General features: G+C 46.3%; 14 protein-coding genes, 2 tRNA genes and 2 rRNA genes. All 18 read right to left on the bottom strand.

Annotation, left to right across the window (positions count from 1 at the left end):
* Positions 1-5 precede the first annotated feature (5 nt).
* Positions 6-698 carry a tRNA (adenosine(37)-N6)-threonylcarbamoyltransferase complex dimerization subunit type 1 TsaB gene (tsaB, locus tag L1611_RS17325; RefSeq protein WP_236314974.1) on the bottom strand — a complete coding sequence of 231 codons (693 nt, stop codon included), beginning with the start codon at positions 696-698 and terminating at the stop codon, positions 6-8.
* A complete protein-coding gene (gene tsaE, locus L1611_RS17320; protein WP_236314973.1) occupies positions 679-1,149 on the bottom strand; it encodes a tRNA (adenosine(37)-N6)-threonylcarbamoyltransferase complex ATPase subunit type 1 TsaE in 471 nt (156 codons plus the stop codon). The genes tsaB and tsaE overlap by 20 nt, the downstream gene beginning before the upstream one ends.
* A gap of 16 nt (positions 1,150-1,165) precedes the next feature.
* The gene (thiL, locus tag L1611_RS17315; RefSeq protein ID WP_236314972.1) at positions 1,166-2,140 is read right to left on the bottom strand and encodes a thiamine-phosphate kinase; all 975 of its coding nucleotides are present in this window, start codon (positions 2,138-2,140) and stop codon (positions 1,166-1,168) included.
* A 141-nt stretch (positions 2,141-2,281) separates the two neighbouring features.
* Positions 2,282-3,235 (bottom strand): threonine ammonia-lyase, encoded by a 954-nt coding sequence (gene ilvA, locus L1611_RS17310; RefSeq protein ID WP_236314971.1) that lies wholly within the window; start codon positions 3,233-3,235, stop codon positions 2,282-2,284.
* 56 nt (positions 3,236-3,291) lie between these two features.
* Positions 3,292-3,879 carry a 3-isopropylmalate dehydratase small subunit gene (gene leuD / locus L1611_RS17305; RefSeq protein ID WP_236314970.1) on the bottom strand — a complete coding sequence of 196 codons (588 nt, stop codon included), beginning with the start codon at positions 3,877-3,879 and terminating at the stop codon, positions 3,292-3,294.
* Between the two features lie 14 nt (positions 3,880-3,893).
* Positions 3,894-5,306: a 3-isopropylmalate dehydratase large subunit gene (leuC, locus tag L1611_RS17300; RefSeq protein WP_236314969.1), complete on the bottom strand. Its 1,413-nt coding sequence runs from the start codon at positions 5,304-5,306 to the stop codon at positions 3,894-3,896.
* Between the two features lie 31 nt (positions 5,307-5,337).
* Complete coding sequence (gene leuB, locus L1611_RS17295; RefSeq protein ID WP_236314968.1) at positions 5,338-6,450, bottom strand: 3-isopropylmalate dehydrogenase; 1,113 nt, start codon at positions 6,448-6,450, stop codon at positions 5,338-5,340.
* A gap of 247 nt (positions 6,451-6,697) precedes the next feature.
* Complete coding sequence (locus L1611_RS17290; RefSeq protein WP_236314967.1) at positions 6,698-8,239, bottom strand: 2-isopropylmalate synthase; 1,542 nt, start codon at positions 8,237-8,239, stop codon at positions 6,698-6,700.
* Complete coding sequence (gene ilvC, locus L1611_RS17285; RefSeq protein WP_236314966.1) at positions 8,226-9,251, bottom strand: ketol-acid reductoisomerase; 1,026 nt, start codon at positions 9,249-9,251, stop codon at positions 8,226-8,228. Before ilvC ends, L1611_RS17290 begins: the two co-directional genes overlap by 14 nt.
* An 18-nt stretch (positions 9,252-9,269) precedes the next feature.
* On the bottom strand, positions 9,270-9,794 hold the full coding sequence (gene ilvN / locus L1611_RS17280) for an acetolactate synthase small subunit (protein ID WP_236314965.1): 525 nt from the start codon (positions 9,792-9,794) through the stop codon (positions 9,270-9,272).
* Positions 9,791-11,500, bottom strand: a complete 1,710-nt coding sequence (gene ilvB / locus L1611_RS17275; RefSeq protein ID WP_236314964.1) for an acetolactate synthase large subunit — start codon at positions 11,498-11,500, stop codon at positions 9,791-9,793. Before ilvB ends, ilvN begins: the two co-directional genes overlap by 4 nt.
* Positions 11,501-11,962: 462 nt before the next feature.
* Complete coding sequence (gene ilvD, locus L1611_RS17270) at positions 11,963-13,630, bottom strand: dihydroxy-acid dehydratase (RefSeq protein WP_236314963.1); 1,668 nt, start codon at positions 13,628-13,630, stop codon at positions 11,963-11,965.
* Positions 13,631-13,652: 22 nt separating this feature from the next.
* Positions 13,653-14,555, bottom strand: a complete 903-nt coding sequence (gene ilvE / locus L1611_RS17265) for a branched-chain-amino-acid transaminase (RefSeq protein ID WP_236314962.1) — start codon at positions 14,553-14,555, stop codon at positions 13,653-13,655.
* A 524-nt stretch (positions 14,556-15,079) separates the two neighbouring features.
* Positions 15,080-15,155 (bottom strand) — tRNA-Asp (locus tag L1611_RS17260).
* 168 nt (positions 15,156-15,323) lie between these two features.
* Positions 15,324-15,400: transfer RNA gene (locus tag L1611_RS17255), tRNA-Met, on the bottom strand.
* A gap of 205 nt (positions 15,401-15,605) precedes the next feature.
* The gene (locus tag L1611_RS17250) at positions 15,606-16,742 is read right to left on the bottom strand and encodes a trans-sulfuration enzyme family protein (RefSeq protein WP_322972572.1); all 1,137 of its coding nucleotides are present in this window, start codon (positions 16,740-16,742) and stop codon (positions 15,606-15,608) included.
* A gap of 588 nt (positions 16,743-17,330) precedes the next feature.
* Positions 17,331-17,446, bottom strand: a 5S ribosomal RNA gene (gene rrf, locus L1611_RS17245).
* Positions 17,447-17,632: 186 nt separating this feature from the next.
* Positions 17,633-17,733, bottom strand: a 23S ribosomal RNA gene (locus L1611_RS17240); the annotation flags it as partial.

Here is a 17,733-nt window from a genome sequence, read left to right as displayed (position 1 = left end):
GGCACCTACTTTTTCTGGTTCGCAAGCCACTTCGCTTCTGCTTCAGCTAAACGTAAGTAACTTGGTGTAAAGGTGTGAGGGTTCTCCCCGTCGCGCGCCACCCCAAGTGCAGCAAGTTCGGAAGCACGTGGATTATGATCGGCTGCTTGTCCGAATACGGCTCTATCACCGAGCAGTTCTTCAATCTTTTCTCGGTGAAGCGGAAGATCATTCCCCAAAAACAGCACCTTCCTGGACTTGTCTTTTATCGTATCGATCCAATCAACCAGTTGCATGATCCGTTCGTCTTGAAGCAATTGAAAGCGATTGTCGATATTTCCATAAAGGCTTGTGTATATCTGTCCTCGTCTCCCGTCGAACAACGGACAGACTGCCCCATCGAAATACTTGCCGTTCTGGGCAAGAACTTCAAGACTCGAGACACCCGTTATCGGTATGTTCAGTGACCAGGCCATCGTTTTGGCGACAGATACACCGATCCGGACACCTGTAAAAGATCCAGGACCTCTCGCCACGATGATACGATCGAGATCACCAGGTTGCATATCAACTTCCCCTAGAAGATTCGCTATGGCCGGCATCAAGCGGACCGAATGATTCTTTTTCATATTTGTCGTCAGCTCACCGACGATTTTGTTATCGGATATCACGGAAACACCCATGACCAGGTTGGATGTGTCAATCGCTAATGCTTTCATTCCTAAACTCCTCACATACGCTGTTCGCCCTGTCTCCAATCGGTTCGATCGTCATTTCACGTTCATCCTCATCGATAAGGCGGATGGTGATCGCTAAACGATCTTCAGGTAAATAATCTTTGATGAGATGAGCCCATTCGACGACTGTCACGCCCTCACCCTCAAAGTATTCATCAAAGCCGAGATCTTCATCGCTGTCTTCCAAGCGATAGACATCCATATGATATAACGGAAGACGCCCCTTATATTCACGGATGATCGTGAAAGTCGGACTTTTTACTACCCTATTGATATGTAATCCTTTCGCCAGCCCTTTCGTAAACGTCGTCTTACCAGCTCCAAGATCTCCTTCCAAAGTGATCACGTCACCCGGCTCCAAATGTTCCGCCAGACGGGCACCTAACTGCACCGTCTCTTCTGGGCTTTTTAATCTGAATTGTAATTGTTCCACTTCTATCACCTGATTCTTATCCACTAAAATGATTGTAACCTTTTTTGGAAACCGGAATCGTCTCATGATCCTTAAAGAGACTGACTCCTGCCTTCCCTTCAACTACTGCTCCGATTTCATGGATTGCCAGTCCATGTTCACCGAACAGTTGTACTAAAGAAGCCCAGTCCTCTAATGGGACAGTACCCACCAATTGAAAGTCCTCCCCGCCGTAAAGCATCCAATCCAATACTTGATCAGAGGTAAAATGGTTGAATTCCTCTACAGTCGGAAGTTGATCATAACGGATTTGTATGTGTACATTGCTCGCTTCAGCGATTTCATGTGATTCGCTGGCAAGGCCGTCACTAATATCGTTTAACGCAATTTTATACCCACTCGCGGCTAGAAGCAACCCTGCTTCGACTTGCGGGGCGGGAAGCTGGTGCGCATCAACGAGCCTTGTCAGATTCTCTGAAAGTCGATCTTCTAATAGGAGTTCAAGTCCTGCAGCCGACAACCCGACTGGACCTGTCAAAAATACGACATCGCCTGGCTGGGCATTTTTCCGCAGAAGCTTCCTGCCCTTTTGGACCCGTCCATGCGCGGTAACCGACACGACCAGAGGACCTTTTGTGGCAACAGTATCGCCTCCGATAAGATCAATCCCATATTTATCTGCTAAGCCTTCCATCCCTTTATAGATCTCTTGAAGCTCTGTTTCAGACCACGAATCAGAAATGGCGATCGAAACAAGATAAAATCTCGGTGTCCCGCCCATAGCTGCTACATCGCTGATATTGACAGCTAAAGCTTTGTGCCCGATTTGATAAGGGGTCATCGTTTTCCGGCTGAAGTGGACGTTTTCGACCAGCGTATCAACGCATAAGATGTCATCGAAACCAGCCTCAGAACGGATGAGTGCTGCGTCATCACCAATCCCTTCAATCAATGTTGGTTGGTGGTTCTGTTTCGGCGTTATGCTCTCGATCCACTCGAATTCATCTTGCATCAGATCGCAACCCCTTTCGTTAATCTATCCCTCTACATTATAGTCTATTGACAGAATAGAAAAACCTTAGGCTTTTTCCCTAAGGTTTTTCTAACAATATTCTATCCTATTCCCAATGAAAATCCTACTTGATTGCTATGCTTAAGACATCGAAGTCAGTGGTCGATCATCGTTATATCGATGACTTAACTTCCTATAATGGTCAAGTTTACTGAGATCGACATTCCCTCCGCTTACGATACAGCCGACCTTTTCCCCTTTTCCGGAAATCTTGTTGCATAATAGCGAGGCGACTGCTACGGCACCTGCCCCTTCAACCAGCGTCTTTTCCCTTTCAAGCATGAACATGATTGCATAAGCGATTTCTTCATCACTTACCATCACCATTTCATCGACGAACTGTTCAATGATCGGGTACGTATGCTTTCCTGGTTTTTTCACTACAATCCCATCGGCTATGCTTTTCACCTGGTTCAGGTAACCGGTATTCTTCCCTGTGAATTGATTGTATGTTGCAGGTGCTCCCGTAGACTGAACCCCGATCACCTTCAAATGAGGGTGGAAGGTTTTGGCGGCAACCGCAATTCCGGAAATCAGGCCACCACCTCCGACTGGCACAATGATTGTATCCAAGTCTGGACATTGCTGCATCATTTCTAATGCGATTGTGCCTTGTCCTGCCATGACTTTCTCATCATCAAAAGCATGAACGAAAGTAGAACCATTGGCAAGCATATCTTCACTGGCTGCCATGAAGGCTTCCTGATACGTCTCTCCTATCAACTTGATTTTGGCACCATACGATTTAGTAGCATCCACTTTGGCCTGCGGCGTCTTCTTCGGCATGAAAATCTTAGCTGTTATCGACCTTTCAGAAGCGGCTAACGCAACCCCTTGTGCATGATTCCCTGCTGAGGCACAAACGATTCCGCGTTCAGCTTCTTCTTCTGTAAGTGAACAAATCTTATTCAGGGCACCCCGTAATTTGAAGGACCCTGTCCGTTGCAGGTTCTCCATTTTCAAGTACACTTGACGGCCAGTGAGACGGTTCAAGGTCTTTGACTGCTTCAGCGGTGTCCTGTGGACGTCATGCATCAAATTTTCTACTGCCTGCACGATCTCAGTACCATTTAAGAAATTCCCAACACACTTCACTCCTGTCTTGTTTTTTCATATTGTTCAATCTGCTCCTCATAAGAGAGGGTGATTGATATTTCATCCCATCCATTCAGCAGCATCTGTTTCCAATACGGATCGATTTCAAAGGTTGACTCAAATCCTTCTCCATCATGGACGGTTTGTTGCTCTAAATTTACGGTCAACGAATAGTCTGCCCGTAAGCCTTTTTCTAATAACGTTTCGACTTCAGTGTGTTCCAAATTGATCGGCAGTATCCCATTCTTCAAGCAATTGTTATAAAATATATCAGCGAAGCTTGGAGCTATGACAACTTCAAAACCGAAGTCCTGAAGTGCCCACGGGGCGTGTTCACGGGAGGATCCACAGCCGAAATTCTCTCCTCCGACTATAATCGATGCTCCAGCATACTTCGCATCATCCAGGTGGAAATCTTTGCGTAATTCACCATCGTCATCATATCGCCAATGAAAGAAAAGGAATTGACCGAACCCTTGGCGGTCGATCTTTTTCAGGAACTGCTTCGGAATGATCTGATCTGTATCTACATGATCCCGATCGAGCGGGAAAACCTTTCCACTGATTTCACGGATTCCTTTCATGACTCTCACTTCCTCTAATGTACTACTGTCATCATTTCACGGACATCTGTAAAACGTCCTTCAATCGCTGCCGCGGCTGCCATCGCCGGACTTACGAGATGGGTGCGCGACCCGTTCCCTTGTCTTCCTTCAAAGTTCCGGTTAGACGTTGAAGCACAGCGTTTTCCCGGTGGCACGATGTCATCGTTCATTGCCAGGCACATGCTGCAACCGGATTCCCGCCATTCAAATCCTGCATCCAGGAAGATTTTGTGCAAGCCCTCTTCCTCTGCCTGGTTTTTTACAGATTGTGAACCAGGGACGACGAGGGCAGTCACACTGTCCTTGACCTTCCTGCCTTTCACAACCTCTGCTGCTGCCCGTAAATCACTTAAACGTGAATTCGTACAAGATCCGATGAAGACGAAATCAATGGGAACTTCATCGATTTTTTCGCCGCCTTCAAGACCCATATAGGCCAGAGCCCTCTGAATAGCCTCTTGCTCCGATTTTTTTGTGGATTGATCCGGAGATGGCACATGGCTGCTGATGCTGATCCCCATTGATGGATTCGTCCCCCACGTCACCTGGGGTTCTATTTCAGAACCATTGATCTGAAGGGTTTTGTCATAGCTCGCCCCATCATCTGAGGCGAATGACTTCCATTTCTCAACAGCTGTTTGGAACTGGTCTCCATCCGGAACATGACGTTTCCCTTTCAAATAATCGAAAGTCGTTTCATCCGGACTGATGATCCCAGCTTTTGCTCCAGCTTCAATGGACATGTTGCAGACCGTCATCCTCTCCTCCATTGTGAGGTTCCTGATCGCCTCTCCTGTAAATTCGATTACATGTCCTGCTCCTGAACCGACGCCGAATTTTGCAATGATTCCCAAGATAAGGTCCTTGGCAGTCACACCGAAACCGAGTTTACCTGTGACTTCAATCTGCAATGTTTTCGGCTTTGATTGCCAGAGTGTCTGGGTGGCAAGGACATGTTCGACTTCACTTGTACCGATCCCGAATGCTAAGGCCCCGAACGCCCCGTGTGTGGAGGTATGACTATCTCCACACACGATTGTTTTACCGGGTTGTGTAAGACCTAATTCTGGACCGATGACATGGACGATACCTTGATCTGGATGATGGATATCGGCAAGCTCGATACCGAACTCCTTACAGTTCTTATCAAGCCTTGTCATCTGTGTTTTTGCCACTTCATCGTTGATCACTGTCCGGTTGACCGTTGGTACATTATGGTCCATCGTTGCGAATGTAAGATCCGGCCGTCTCACTGACCTATCCTTTAACCTCAATCCCTCAAACGCTTGGGGAGAGGTGACTTCATGAACAAGGTGGAGATCGATGTATAACAGATCCGGCTTACCGCTTTCCTGATAGACGACATGTTCATCCCACAATTTTTCAATGATATTCTTTGGTTTCACTTCAATTTCCTCCACTGCTCAGGGTTTCTTCTTACAAGTAAGCTGCTAAAATGCCTGACATGGCGTGATTGGGCTTCAGATGTTCGACGACGAGATCTGCCATCTCTTGCGTTTTCAAAACAGGACCGATTTCTTGGCCGCTTAAATCACCTGTCCGGGCACCTGAGCTAAGGACTGCCTCCACAGCGGCTTCGACACTATCTGCCTCTTCTTCCATTCCGAATGAATGTCTCAGCATCATCGCTACGGATAAAATCATTCCCAGCGGGTTTGCCTGGCCTTTACCGGCAATATCAGGTGCAGAACCGTGAACAGGTTCATAAAGCCCGAAGTCGTCTTCTCGCAGACTAGCTGATGGAAGCATGCCCAGTGATCCTGTCAACATGGAGGCTTCATCGCTGAGGATGTCTCCGAACATGTTCTCCGTTACGATGACATCGAAATGCTTCGGCTGATAGATAAGTTTCATCGCTGCTGCATCTACCAACAAATGCTCTACTTCCACGTCCGGATACTCCGGTGCCATCTGATCGACGACTTCCCGCCACATTCGGCTTGATTCAAGCACATTGGCTTTATCGACTGATGTCAGCTTCTTCCGTCTGCCAGAGGCGATCTCGAATGCCTTGCGGACGACATTTTCGATTTCCTTTTTCTCATACTGGAGGGTATCGACTGCAACTTCCTTATTCTTCCCTCTTCTTTCTCTCGGCTCTCCAAAGTAGAGGCCGCCTGTCAATTCCCTTACGATGATGAAATCGACGCCTTCAACGACGCTGGGCTTCAGGGGCGATGCATCGATGAGCGCTTCAAACGTTTTTACCGGCCGGAGGTTTCCGAATAATCCCAGCTCTTTCCGGATCCCGAGCAACCCTTTCTCTGGTCGGAGTTCGACAGGTACTTCATTCCACTTAGGTCCCCCGACTGCCCCGAGCAAGGCGGCATCACTTCGTTTACACGCTTCAAGTGTTTCCTTTGGTAGAGGAGTGCCATGATGATCAATGGCAACACCACCAATATCTGCTTGAACAACCTTGAATTGATGTCCAAATTGATCTTCAACAGCTCTTAACACTTCAAGGGCCCCATTCATGACTTCTTGGCCGATTCCATCTCCTGGTAGTACTGCCACTTGCTTTTTCATCATTATCCCTCCATTTTCTTAGAATTTAGTTAGAAAAGCGGAAGCGACCCGCTTAGTCACGTAGGTCATTGGAAAACTGACGAGGAGGCTCGAACCAAACAAAGACTTGGTTCTGCTTTGGCTCACACATAAGATGATAATCAAGGTGTCGCCGCCGCAGCAGTTTAAAGTGATCCAAGTGACTGGGTCGCTGAGCCACCACTTCTCTGATCAAATATCAGTTTTCAAAGTTATCAAATTGATTAACTTATACCGTTGCTTTTTTCGTTTCTCGTTGATGCACGTTCCGTACCCTGTTGACTGCATCCAGGTAAGCTCTTGCAGATGCTTCGAGTACATCCTGGGCGGTGCCTCGGCCGCTTGATTGGACATCATTGTATTTCACCTGTACATAAACCTCAGCCAATGCGTCTCTTCCTCCACCTACTGAATGGATCTTGTAATCAAGCAATACGATCGAATCCTCGATAAGCTTTTCAATCGTGTTATAAATCGCTTCGACACTTCCGAACCCGGTTGCCGCCTCCTGGTTGTGGGTTCCGTCCGGTTTCACGACAGCAATCGTCGCTGTTGGAATATTATCCATTCCATATTGGACTTGCAAGCTCTTCAACTCGTAAGTTGGGACGCCTTCTGCTTCGGTCTGTTTCTCCATAAGAAGAGCGAAAATATCATCGTCAGAGACCTCTTTCTTCTTATCAGCCAAATCCTTGAACATCTGGAATGCTTCGTTCAGCTTTTGGTCTGTCAATTCAAAGCCCATGTCCTTCACCTTGTTTTTAAAGGCGTGCCTTCCGGAATGTTTACCAAGGACGAGACGGTTGGTCTGGACACCGATCAGTTCTGGGCTGATGATTTCGTAAGTCGTCTTCTCTTTCAACACACCGTCCTGATGGATGCCTGATTCATGAGCGAAGGCGTTATTGCCGACTACGGCTTTGTTACCAGGTACCTTCATACCAGTGAGCTTGCTGACAAGGTTGCTCGTCCGTTTCAATTCGTCAAGCTTCAAACCTGTCTTCGCCCGGTAAACATCATCTCTGATGTGAAGGGCTACTGCAATCTCTTCAAGCCCTGTATTTCCGGCTCTTTCACCGATTGCGTTGATGGTTCCTTCGACTTGGTCCGCTCCATTTTCGATGGCGGCAAGTGTATTGGCTGTGGCCATCCCCAAATCATTGTGGCAATGGGCGGATAGCTTCACTTTATCTACGTTAGGGACATTTTCCTTGATGAATCGGAACAGACCGCCATATTCTTCAGGTGTCATATAACCGACCGTATCGGGAAGATTGATGACGGTAGCACCTGCATTGATGACTTCCGTAATAATCTTAACCAAGAATTGTTTATCGGAACGGCAAGCATCTTCAGCTGACCATTGGACATGTGTAAAATTCTTTTTCGCATATTTGACGGTTTCCACAGCTTTTTCAAGCACTTGGTCAGTCGTCATTTTCAGCTTGTAGGTCATGTGGATCGGTGAAGTAGCAAGGAATACATGAAGCCTTGGTTCAGCAGATCCTTTCAAAGCCTCCCAAGCTGCATCGATGTCTTTTTTATTTGCACGGGCAAGTCCCGTGACGGAACTGTTTTTCACAGATTCCGCAATCCGCTTGACCGATTGCAGATCCCCCTTAGACGCTGCCGGAAAGCCGGCTTCGATGATATCTACACCTAGTCGTTCCAATTGATTGGCGATTTCAAGCTTCTCCAGGAGATTCAAATTCACACCAGCTGATTGTTCACCGTCTCTTAGGGTCGTGTCAAAGACATCAATTTTGGCCACTGCCTACCACATCCTTTTCCTTTTCTTTCTTGATGAACGGCATTAGGTCTCGTAATCTCCTTCCTACTACCTCGATCTGATGATTCTTCTCCCGTTGGTTCGTAGCGTTATAGACAGGACGGTTCAATTGATTTTCCAGGATCCAGCCCTTCGCGAATTTTCCGGATTGGATATCTTCTAACACTTCCTTCATCCTTGCTTTCGTTTCTTCGTTCACTACTCGTGGGCCTGACACGAAGTCACCCCATTGTGCTGTGTCAGAAACAGAGTAACGCATTCCTTCGATTCCATCCTCATACATGAGGTCGACGATCAGCTTCAGTTCGTGTAGACATTCGAAGTAGGCGACTTCTGGCTGATAGCCTGCTTCCACCAGCGTTTCAAATCCAGCCTTCACAAGAGAGGTGAGCCCTCCGCAAAGGACTGCCTGTTCACCGAACAAGTCCGTTTCCGTTTCTTCCTGGAAGGTCGTTTCCAAAATACCTGCTCGGCCCGCTCCGATTCCTTTCGCATAGGCTAACGCTAAACTTTCAGCTGCACCCGTCACATCTTGATGGACACCGAACAGTGCCGGAACCCCAGCCCCGCTTTCAAACGTTCTTCTTACGAGATGCCCTGGTCCTTTTGGGGCAACCAGGAATACATCGACATCTTCGGGAGGGACGACTTGGTTGAAATGGACGTTGAATCCGTGTGCGAACACCAATGCTTTACCTGGGGTAAGACCCGGTTTGATTTCATTATTGTAAACGGCAGGCTGCCATTCATCTGGAAGGAGGACCATGATGACATCCGCTTCTTCACTCGCTTCTCTGACAGATTTGACAGCGAATCCGTCTTTTTCCGCTTGCTCCCATGACTTCCCTTTACGTAAGCCGACGACAACATCATATCCGCTATCCCTCAAGTTCTGTGCATGTGCGTGACCTTGGGAACCATAACCGATTACAGCGACTTTTCTTCCTTTCAACACATCATTCTTTACATCATCGTTATAATATACTTTGACCATTATCCATCATCCTTTCGATTATTTTAAAAGTGTGTAATGCTTAAGATCAGTGACTGACTTCTGAAACCCTCTTGTAAATGCGGTAATCCCTGTTCTGGCGAGCTCCTTGATGCCATATGGCCTTAACAGCTCGATGATCGCTTCAATCTTTTCTGCGTCCCCTGTCACTTGGACTGTAAGGGTATCTCTTGACATATCGATGATCAATGCCCGGAACGGTTCGACAATGCCGCTAATTTCGGCTCTCGTCTGTCCGGTTGCGAGTACTTTGATGAGTGCGAGTTCCCGAGCAACGATCGCCTGGTTTGTGATATCGGAAACCTTGAGGACGTCGATCTGCTTGTTCAGCTGTTTCAGGAGCTGTTCGATTTGCCGATCATCCTCGACATTGACGACGAAAGTCATTTTCGAAATCCCTTCTGTTTCGGTATGACCGACTGTGATGCTCTCGATGTTGAAATGGCGCTTCGTAAAAAGCCCTGTCACCCGATTCAACACACCACTTTGGTTCAAAACAGTTGCTGTAACGATTCTTCTCTTCATGGTTTCACCCCGATCATTTCATGGAGCCCTGTTCCTGGGGCCACCATCGGATACACGTTTTCCGCCGCACAGACGCGGCAATCGATCAAAGCTGGTTCATCATCATTCAAGACTTCGGATAGTAACGCTTTCGCCTCTTCGATTGTAGAAACTTTGAATCCTCTAACGCCATATGAATCAGCTAGTTTGACAAAGTCTGGCTGCAGGTTGAAAACAGAGTGTGAATAACGTTGTTCATAAAAGGATTCCTGCCATTGCCTTACCATACCGAGAGTTCCATTGTTGACGATGACGATCTTGACTGGAAGGTCCAATTCCCTCAAGAGGATGAGCTCCTCGGATGTCATTTGGAATCCACCGTCGCCGACAATGCTTACCACTCTTTTATCAGGTTCAGCGATTTGGGCTCCGATTGCTGCTGGGAAGCCGAATCCCATCGTTCCCAGTCCTCCGGATGTCACCCATTTATGTGGATCGTTGAATGTGTAGTATTGGGCCGCCCACATCTGATGCTGGCCGACATCTGTCGTTACGATTGCATCTCCACCTGTCAGCGAGTGGATTTCTGAAATCAGCTTTTGCGGGGAGATTACATCCTCCAACTCTTTGTGCCAGTACGGATATTCCTGTTGATATTGACGCAGGTGAACGAGCCATTCTTCACACATTGAACTTGATCCTTGTTCGTCTGCAAGCTTCTGCAGTGCCGCTTTCGCATCTCCTACGATCGGGATATGCGTTTCAACGTTCTTTCCGATCTCTGCTGGATCTACATCGATATGGGCCACAACAGCTTCAGGGGCGAATGTTTTCAAATTACCTGTCAGACGGTCATCGAACCTGGCACCGATATTGACGAGCAGATCACATTCGTATAAAGCCATGTTGGCTGCGTAACAACCATGCATTCCTCCCATTCCGAGAAACAACGGATGATCTGCCGGAAAGCCGCCTAAACCGAGTAGTGTATGGACGACAGGGATATTTTTCGATTCAGCTACCGCCCGTAATTGTTCAGATGCTTTTGCATGAAGGATACCAGCTCCTGCTAGAATAACTGGTTTCTTGGCAGATTCGATTGCCTCATTCAGTTTTTTGATCTGCAATACATTCGGATTTTTCGTCGGTTGGAATCCTGGCAGATGGACCTTCCCACCAAAATTGACTTCTGCCGCTGTTGCTGATACATCTTTCGGAATGTCAACGAGCACTGGTCCTGGCCGGCCATTCGATGCGATATGAAAAGCTTCTTTCACAATCCTAGGGAGGTCTTTCAAGTCACGCACCTGGTAATTGTGTTTCGTGATCGGCATCGTGATGCCAGTCACATCTGCTTCTTGGAAGGCGTCTGTTCCAATTACACCAGAGGCGACCTGCCCTGTAAAAATGACAAGTGGCAGTGAATCCATCATCGCATCTGTTATGCCTGTTACCAGATTGGTCGCACCTGGTCCGGAAGTCGCTAAAACGACTCCGGGCTTTCCTGAGACTCTTGCATACCCTTCAGCTGCATGGATTGCGCCTTGTTCGTGTCGTGCCAGGACATGCCTGATCGGATTTCGATAAAGTGCGTCATAGATTGGTAAAACCGCTCCTCCCGGGTATCCGAAAACGACTTCGACTTTCTCCTGCTTCAAGGCGTGAATCAGAGTCTCGGCACCAGTCAGCCGCTGCTCTTCAGGCTCTGCCTTTACTTTCACCTTCATTTCAAATCTCCTCTCTGAATTTTTTTGATTATGGCGCAAGAAGTGATGCTGGCTCCAGCACCTGGAACATTTTCAGTTCACTTCGGCGGCGACAGCCTCCTCGGTGACCCTCCAATACTTTCAAAGCTTTGTTACATATAAAAAGCCTTTCCACCCACTACTGCAATGTTTTTTCATTGCGTAAAGGATGAAAAGGCTTAGATCCTCTTCATGGTACCACCTTTGTTTATAGCACCCTTACAGATGCTACCTCAGGGGGCTGACCCAACTCTTTTTTGGGTCGGTCCCGTTTTTTTATAACAGGTAACTTATCGTTAAGTTACCCGGCCGCACCTACTAGAACAGTTCAGTGCCACACTCAGAGGGGATGTCGCGGCTGGGAGTATTACCGGCTTCCACCTATACCGGCTCTCTGGAAATACAAGTTCCAACCACTTTTACCTCGTCGTCGATTTGATTGTATCAAATTTTCATTATTCCGCCTGTACTTGCTGATGTAACTAGTTTTGCATATCGGGCTAAATAGCCTTTTTTGATTTTCGGAGGCGGTTGTTCAAAATTTTGCCTGCGCTCCTCTAACTCTTCTTCCGAGATCATCAGGTTGATTGAACGGTTTTCAAGGTCGATGAAAATTGAATCTCCATCTTTTACGAAAGCGATCGGTCCACCCTCTGCCGCTTCGGGTGATATATGACCGACGGAGATGCCTCGGGATGCCCCTGAAAAACGGCCATCAGTAATGAGCGCTACCCTCTTATCCAGTCCCCGTCCCGCAATGGCTGCGGTCGGGGCTAACATTTCAGGCATCCCAGGACCGCCTTTCGGACCTTCATACCGGATGACGACAACATCTCCTTCTTGGACCGTACCGTCATCGATGCCTTGCTGAGCCTCATCCTGGGAGTCAAAGCATATCGCTTTGCCTATGAATGTCCTGATGGATGGGTCGACAGCGCCAACTTTGATGACTCCGCCTTCTGGAGCGATGTTTCCGGTCAATACCGATAACCCGCCGACTTTACTATACGGATTATCTTTTTTTCGGATCACTTTGTCATTTTTGATATCGTAAGCTTCGACTGTTTCATATAACGATTTTCCAGTGACGGTTATCCTGTCACGGTTGATCAATCCATCTATTTTACAAAGTTCTTTGATGATTGCGCTTATGCCGCCGGCTTTGTGAACATCATCCATCGTATAATCTGATGCCGGGCTGATTTTTGCCAAGTATGGGGTCTTTTCAGCGATCTCATTGATTCGCTTGAAATCATATTCAACCTCTGCTTCATTCGCGATCGCAAGGGTATGAAGTACCGTGTTCGTCGAGCCACCCATAGCCATATCAAGTGCGAATGCATCATCAATTGCCTCTTTCGTAATGATGTCTCGCGGTTTGATATCTTTCTTGATCATATCGACGAGATGGTGAGCAGCTTCCTTTATCAGTCGATGACGCTCATTGGATGTAGCTACGATCGTTCCATTACCCGGTAGCGCTAAGCCGACCATCTCCATCATGGAATTCATCGAGTTCGCTGTGAACATCCCTGAACAGGAGCCACATGTCGGACAAGCGTTTTGCTCGATGTCCAACAGTTCTTCTGCTGTCATTGTTCCGGATTGGTGAGCGCCGACACCTTCAAAAACGGAAACAAGAGATAATGGTTTCCCCTCTTTCGATGTTCCGCCTTCCATCGGACCGCCCGAAACGAATACGGAAGGAACATTCGTCCTTGCCGCCGCCATCAACATCCCTGGAGTGATTTTGTCACAATTGGGGATGTAGAATACACCGTCAAACCAATGGGCATTGATCACGGTCTCAGCCGAATCAGCAATGATTTCCCTGCTTGGCAAGGAATACCTCATTCCGATATGGCCCATCGCAATCCCGTCATCCACGCCGATCGTATTGAATTCGAAGGGAATGCCTCCTGCCTCGCGGATCGCTTCTTTCACGACCTGTGCAAATACATTCAAATGCATATGGCCCGGAATGATATCGATATAGGAATTACACACACCGATAAACGGTTTTTCAATATCCCTTGTTTTAACTCCCGTGGCACGTAACAGACTTCTGTGCGGTGCACGGTCTATTCCTTTTTTGATCATATCACTTCGCATCTAATTCACCACCAACTTGCGATTATCCCGCTTGGACCTTCTTGTCTGAGTAAACTTTATATCCATCTTCTGTCACTGTTTTTCTAAACGCTTCTAAAAGCTTATTCGTATATTCACCAGGACGTCCGTCTCCTACCTGTCTTCCGTCGACTTTCACAACACCAATCACTTCTGCAGCTGTTCCAGTCAAAAATACTTCGTCTGCTGTATAAACATCATGTCGGGTAAATACCTCTTCCCGCATTTCAAAGCCTAATAGTTGAGCAATTTCGATAATGGCATTCCTCGTTATACCTTCTAACGCTCCCACATAGCCTGGCGGCGTTTTGATCACATTGCCTTTGACGATGAAGACATTGTCGGCAGAACCCTCTGCAACGTACCCTTGATCGTTGAGCATCAATGCCTCACTCACACCAGCGAGATTGGCTTCGATTTTGACGAGGATATTATTTAGATAGTTTAACGATTTCACTTTTGGCGATAATACATCCGCACGGTTTCTCCTGCTTGCGACCGTAGCGATTTCAATTCCAGCCTCATACAGCTTTTTCGGGAACAAAGCAAGCTGTTCCGCAATGACGATGATTTGAGGGTCTCTGCATGAACTTGGATCAAGCCCGAGGTTTCCGACTCCTCTTGATACGACTACACGTATATATGCATTACGCAAATCATTCCGCCTTAATGTTTCAGCGATGATTTCCGTCAATTCATCTTTACTTTTCGGGATGTCAAGCATGATTGATTTCGCCGAGTCATATAGGCGATCAACATGTTCTTTCAGGCGAAATATGTTGCCATCATACATTCTAATACCTTCGAACACCCCATCTCCGTATAAAAATCCGTGGTCATACACAGATACAACAGCCTCATTCTTGTTAACAAAATGGCCGTTCAGGTAAATCCATTGTTCGCTCATGTCGATCGCTCCTTTCATATCATTTTTTCTATTTCATATCTTTTCTTTTTTGCTATTTTGAATTTGGTTTCAAACCTTTTCTGACGGGCAATGAAGTTTTGTCAGAGAATTATGTTGATGACAATATTACTCCGGTGTTTTCAAAAGGTCAACCTTATTTTTAGATAATTTAGACTAATCAGTTTTTTAGTAAACGCTTACATTGCGTTGGCATAAGGGTTTTAGAGGATTCAAAAAAATTTTTTTCAGTAGTGTTTAGAGGTGAAAACGAACGGTATTCAGAGGGAATCGTTTCCAACGTTTCCAAGTATGACGGTGGTGAAAGTGGCGGTACTTAAGTTCCAGACGGTGATTGTGGGGATAAATGGAGGAGAACGTTCAGCATTTTAACAATAAAAAAGACCCTTATAAGGATCTCCAGAATTTGTGACAAATTATCAACTTTATTTTCGGAGTGGAAAATCGTAAAGGATTGGCTCATTTTGACGAAAATAAAAAAACACGAAACCGTTGTTTCATGTTAATGGCGGACCCGACCGGATTTGAACCGGCGATCTCCTGCGTGACAGGCAGGCATGTTAACCCCTACACCACGGGTCCAATTATGTATGTGTTTATTTGACTTAAAATGGTTGAACCAGGCACCACGATTTAAAACGAACTTTGATGATAACTCGACGTAGTACGTTTTATATTGGTTGCACCCCTTCGGGTACTCCATATGTTCATTGAAAGTTTGAAGTTCGACGTAGTACAATGAACTTTTATTGGTTGCGGGGATAGGATTTGAACCTACGACCTTCGGGTTATGAGCCCGACGAGCTACCAGACTGCTCCACCCCGCGACGATAATAGTATACGGACGATAATTTTGTTCTTGATGTCGTCCTTTCTCTGCGAGCGTACACTGTCGATGCTAGCTGCAAAGTGACGGTCCTTTTCAACCGGACAATTACTAATATAACACGTATTAGTTATGAATGCAAGTGAATTTTAAACATTTTATAAGGAGGGAAGTACTGCCAACAAAAAGCAGCACTTCCCGTCAATTTAAGATAATGCCTTGCTGAACGCATCCTCAATATCCTGGTAATCTTCAATCCCTACTGAAATACGGATCAATTGTTTGGTTATCCCTAAACGCTCCTGATCATTCGCTGGTAAAGCTCGGTGGGATGTCCCAATCGGATAGGATACAGTCGTTTCAACTCCTGCTAAAGTCGGAACCACACCAATCCAGTCTAGCTTCTCACAAAAATGATTCGGATCGATCTCCTCGTTTAAAACAATCGATACTATGGCTCCATTCCCTTTATCAGACGCTTGTTCAGGAAAATAAACCTTCTCTATACCAGCATGTTCTGCTAAAAAGCTCGCAAGCTTCTGAGCATTCATCGTATGCCTTTCCATCCGGACACTTAAGGTCTTCAACCCTCGACACGTTAACCACGCTTCAAATGGACTGAGGTTGCTGCCAAAATTCATGACCTTGCTCCTTGCTTTTTCGACAAGAGCGGTATCTCCGACAACTACGCCTGCTGTGATATCTGAATGTCCCCCGATATACTTCGTCGCACTATGGGCTACAAGGTTAACTCCTTTTAGATACGGCTGAAGCAGATAAGGTGTCGCAAATGTGTTATCAATCATCGTATAGACATTTGTCTCTTCAGCAATATTAACGATTAAATCTATATTCTCCACCCGTAAAAATGGATTAGTAATCGATTCAGAGTAAAGTAAAACCGTGTTGGACTTCATGGCTGAACGGATGCTCTCCTCACTTTCAAAAGAAGTGAAAGAGACTTCAATACCTAAAGAAGGTAATTCTTTTGCCAACAGTTGATAGGTCCCGCCGTATAGATCCTCACAAGCGACAATATGGGATCCTTGTTCCGCAACAGCAAGGATACCGGCTAAAATTGCCGAAATTCCTGATGATGTCGCAATGCCATTAGGTGCTCCTTCTAACTGTGCGACTCCTGTTCCCAAGTCTTCTGTATTCGGATTACTTACTCTGGAATACATATGAGGTGATTTACCTTCAAAATAACCCTCTAGTTCTTCGAGGTTTTTAAATTTAAATGCGGACGTTTGATAAATCGGTTGCGCTTTACTTGTTGACTCTGACTTAAGCCTTTTATGAAAATGTACTGCCTTGGAATCAAAACGGAAATTATTATTCAATTCTATCGCCTCCATCTATCAACAAATATAACATGAACGAAACCACACCGAAAAACCATATAACCTGGTATATTTTCTCACCATGTTTATTGGGAAACCATATTGTACAGTTTCCAAAATTCAATTAATCACGCAAGAATCGGACGGATTCGCGCCGATTTCCTGATAATCACGCGGATATTTCTGTAATCGCGCCAATTTCCTGATAATCACGCGGATTTAGGCCATATTCACGCCAAACAATAAAAAGGACCTACTGCTGTATCTTCTTCTGAGTACCTCAATTTCGCTTTTTCTCGATTTAAAACGCGGTCCTCTGCATCATGGCGCTCATCCCAACACCATTAATCAAAGGTTACTTGCCTATTTTGGGTAATCACCGATAAATTTCGGAATTGCACCGTTATATTTTAGATGTGCACCGTTATATTTCAAAATCGCACCGATAAATGTTGAATCCGTACCGATATACTTCAGGATCACACCGATATATTTTTCCTCTCAACCCTCTCCTTCAACGTTGCTTGATGTCCTTGCGGACATCGATTGAAACACAAAAAAGAGCAGTCTCTCGACTACTCTTGTGGTGCCCGGCGACGTCCTACTCTCACAGGGGGAAACCCCCAATTACCATTGGCGCTGAAGAGCTTAACTTCCGTGTTCGGCATGGGAACGGGTGTGACCTCTTCGCCGTCGTCACCAGACTGTATGAAATTCAAGGGATCTGTTCCCTCAAAACTAGATAATGGTTCTTGAAAACATCTTCGATGTGTTGTCTAGCTGCGACTCCTTGAAACTCGGGATCACTTCATCATTCCTGCGGCGGCAACAGCCTCCTCGTCATGACTCCAGTGCCTGTCGTTTCAGGACAGTCGTCTCGCTTTTCTTGTGTGGTTAAGTCCTCGATCGATTAGTATCTGTCAGCTTCACGTGTCACCACGCTTCCACACCAGACCTATCAACCTCATCATCTCTGAGGGATCTTACTCGC

Origin of the sequence: Pseudalkalibacillus salsuginis, assembly GCF_021646685.1 — a bacterium.
Lineage (GTDB): Bacteria > Bacillota > Bacilli > Bacillales > Fictibacillaceae > Pseudalkalibacillus > Pseudalkalibacillus salsuginis.
This window is presented reverse-complemented; position numbering and strand designations above follow the sequence as displayed.

Coding starts and splice junctions, on each gene's coding strand:
- thiL (WP_236314972.1), bottom strand. CDS start 2,140: ATGCAAGATGAATTCGAGTGGATCGAGAGCATAACGCCGAAACAGAAC.
- ilvA (WP_236314971.1), bottom strand. CDS start 3,235: ATGCATGACGTCCACAGGACACCGCTGAAGCAGTCAAAGACCTTGAAC.
- leuD (WP_236314970.1), bottom strand. CDS start 3,879: ATGAAAGGAATCCGTGAAATCAGTGGAAAGGTTTTCCCGCTCGATCGG.
- ilvB (WP_236314964.1), bottom strand. CDS start 11,500: ATGAAGGTGAAAGTAAAGGCAGAGCCTGAAGAGCAGCGGCTGACTGGT.
- ilvD (WP_236314963.1), bottom strand. CDS start 13,630: ATGCGAAGTGATATGATCAAAAAAGGAATAGACCGTGCACCGCACAGA.
- tsaB (WP_236314974.1), bottom strand. CDS start 698: ATGAAAGCATTAGCGATTGACACATCCAACCTGGTCATGGGTGTTTCC.
- ilvC (WP_236314966.1), bottom strand. CDS start 9,251: ATGGTCAAAGTATATTATAACGATGATGTAAAGAATGATGTGTTGAAA.
- ilvE (WP_236314962.1), bottom strand. CDS start 14,555: ATGAGCGAACAATGGATTTACCTGAACGGCCATTTTGTTAACAAGAAT.
- leuB (WP_236314968.1), bottom strand. CDS start 6,450: ATGAAAAAGCAAGTGGCAGTACTACCAGGAGATGGAATCGGCCAAGAA.
- ilvN (WP_236314965.1), bottom strand. CDS start 9,794: ATGAAGAGAAGAATCGTTACAGCAACTGTTTTGAACCAAAGTGGTGTG.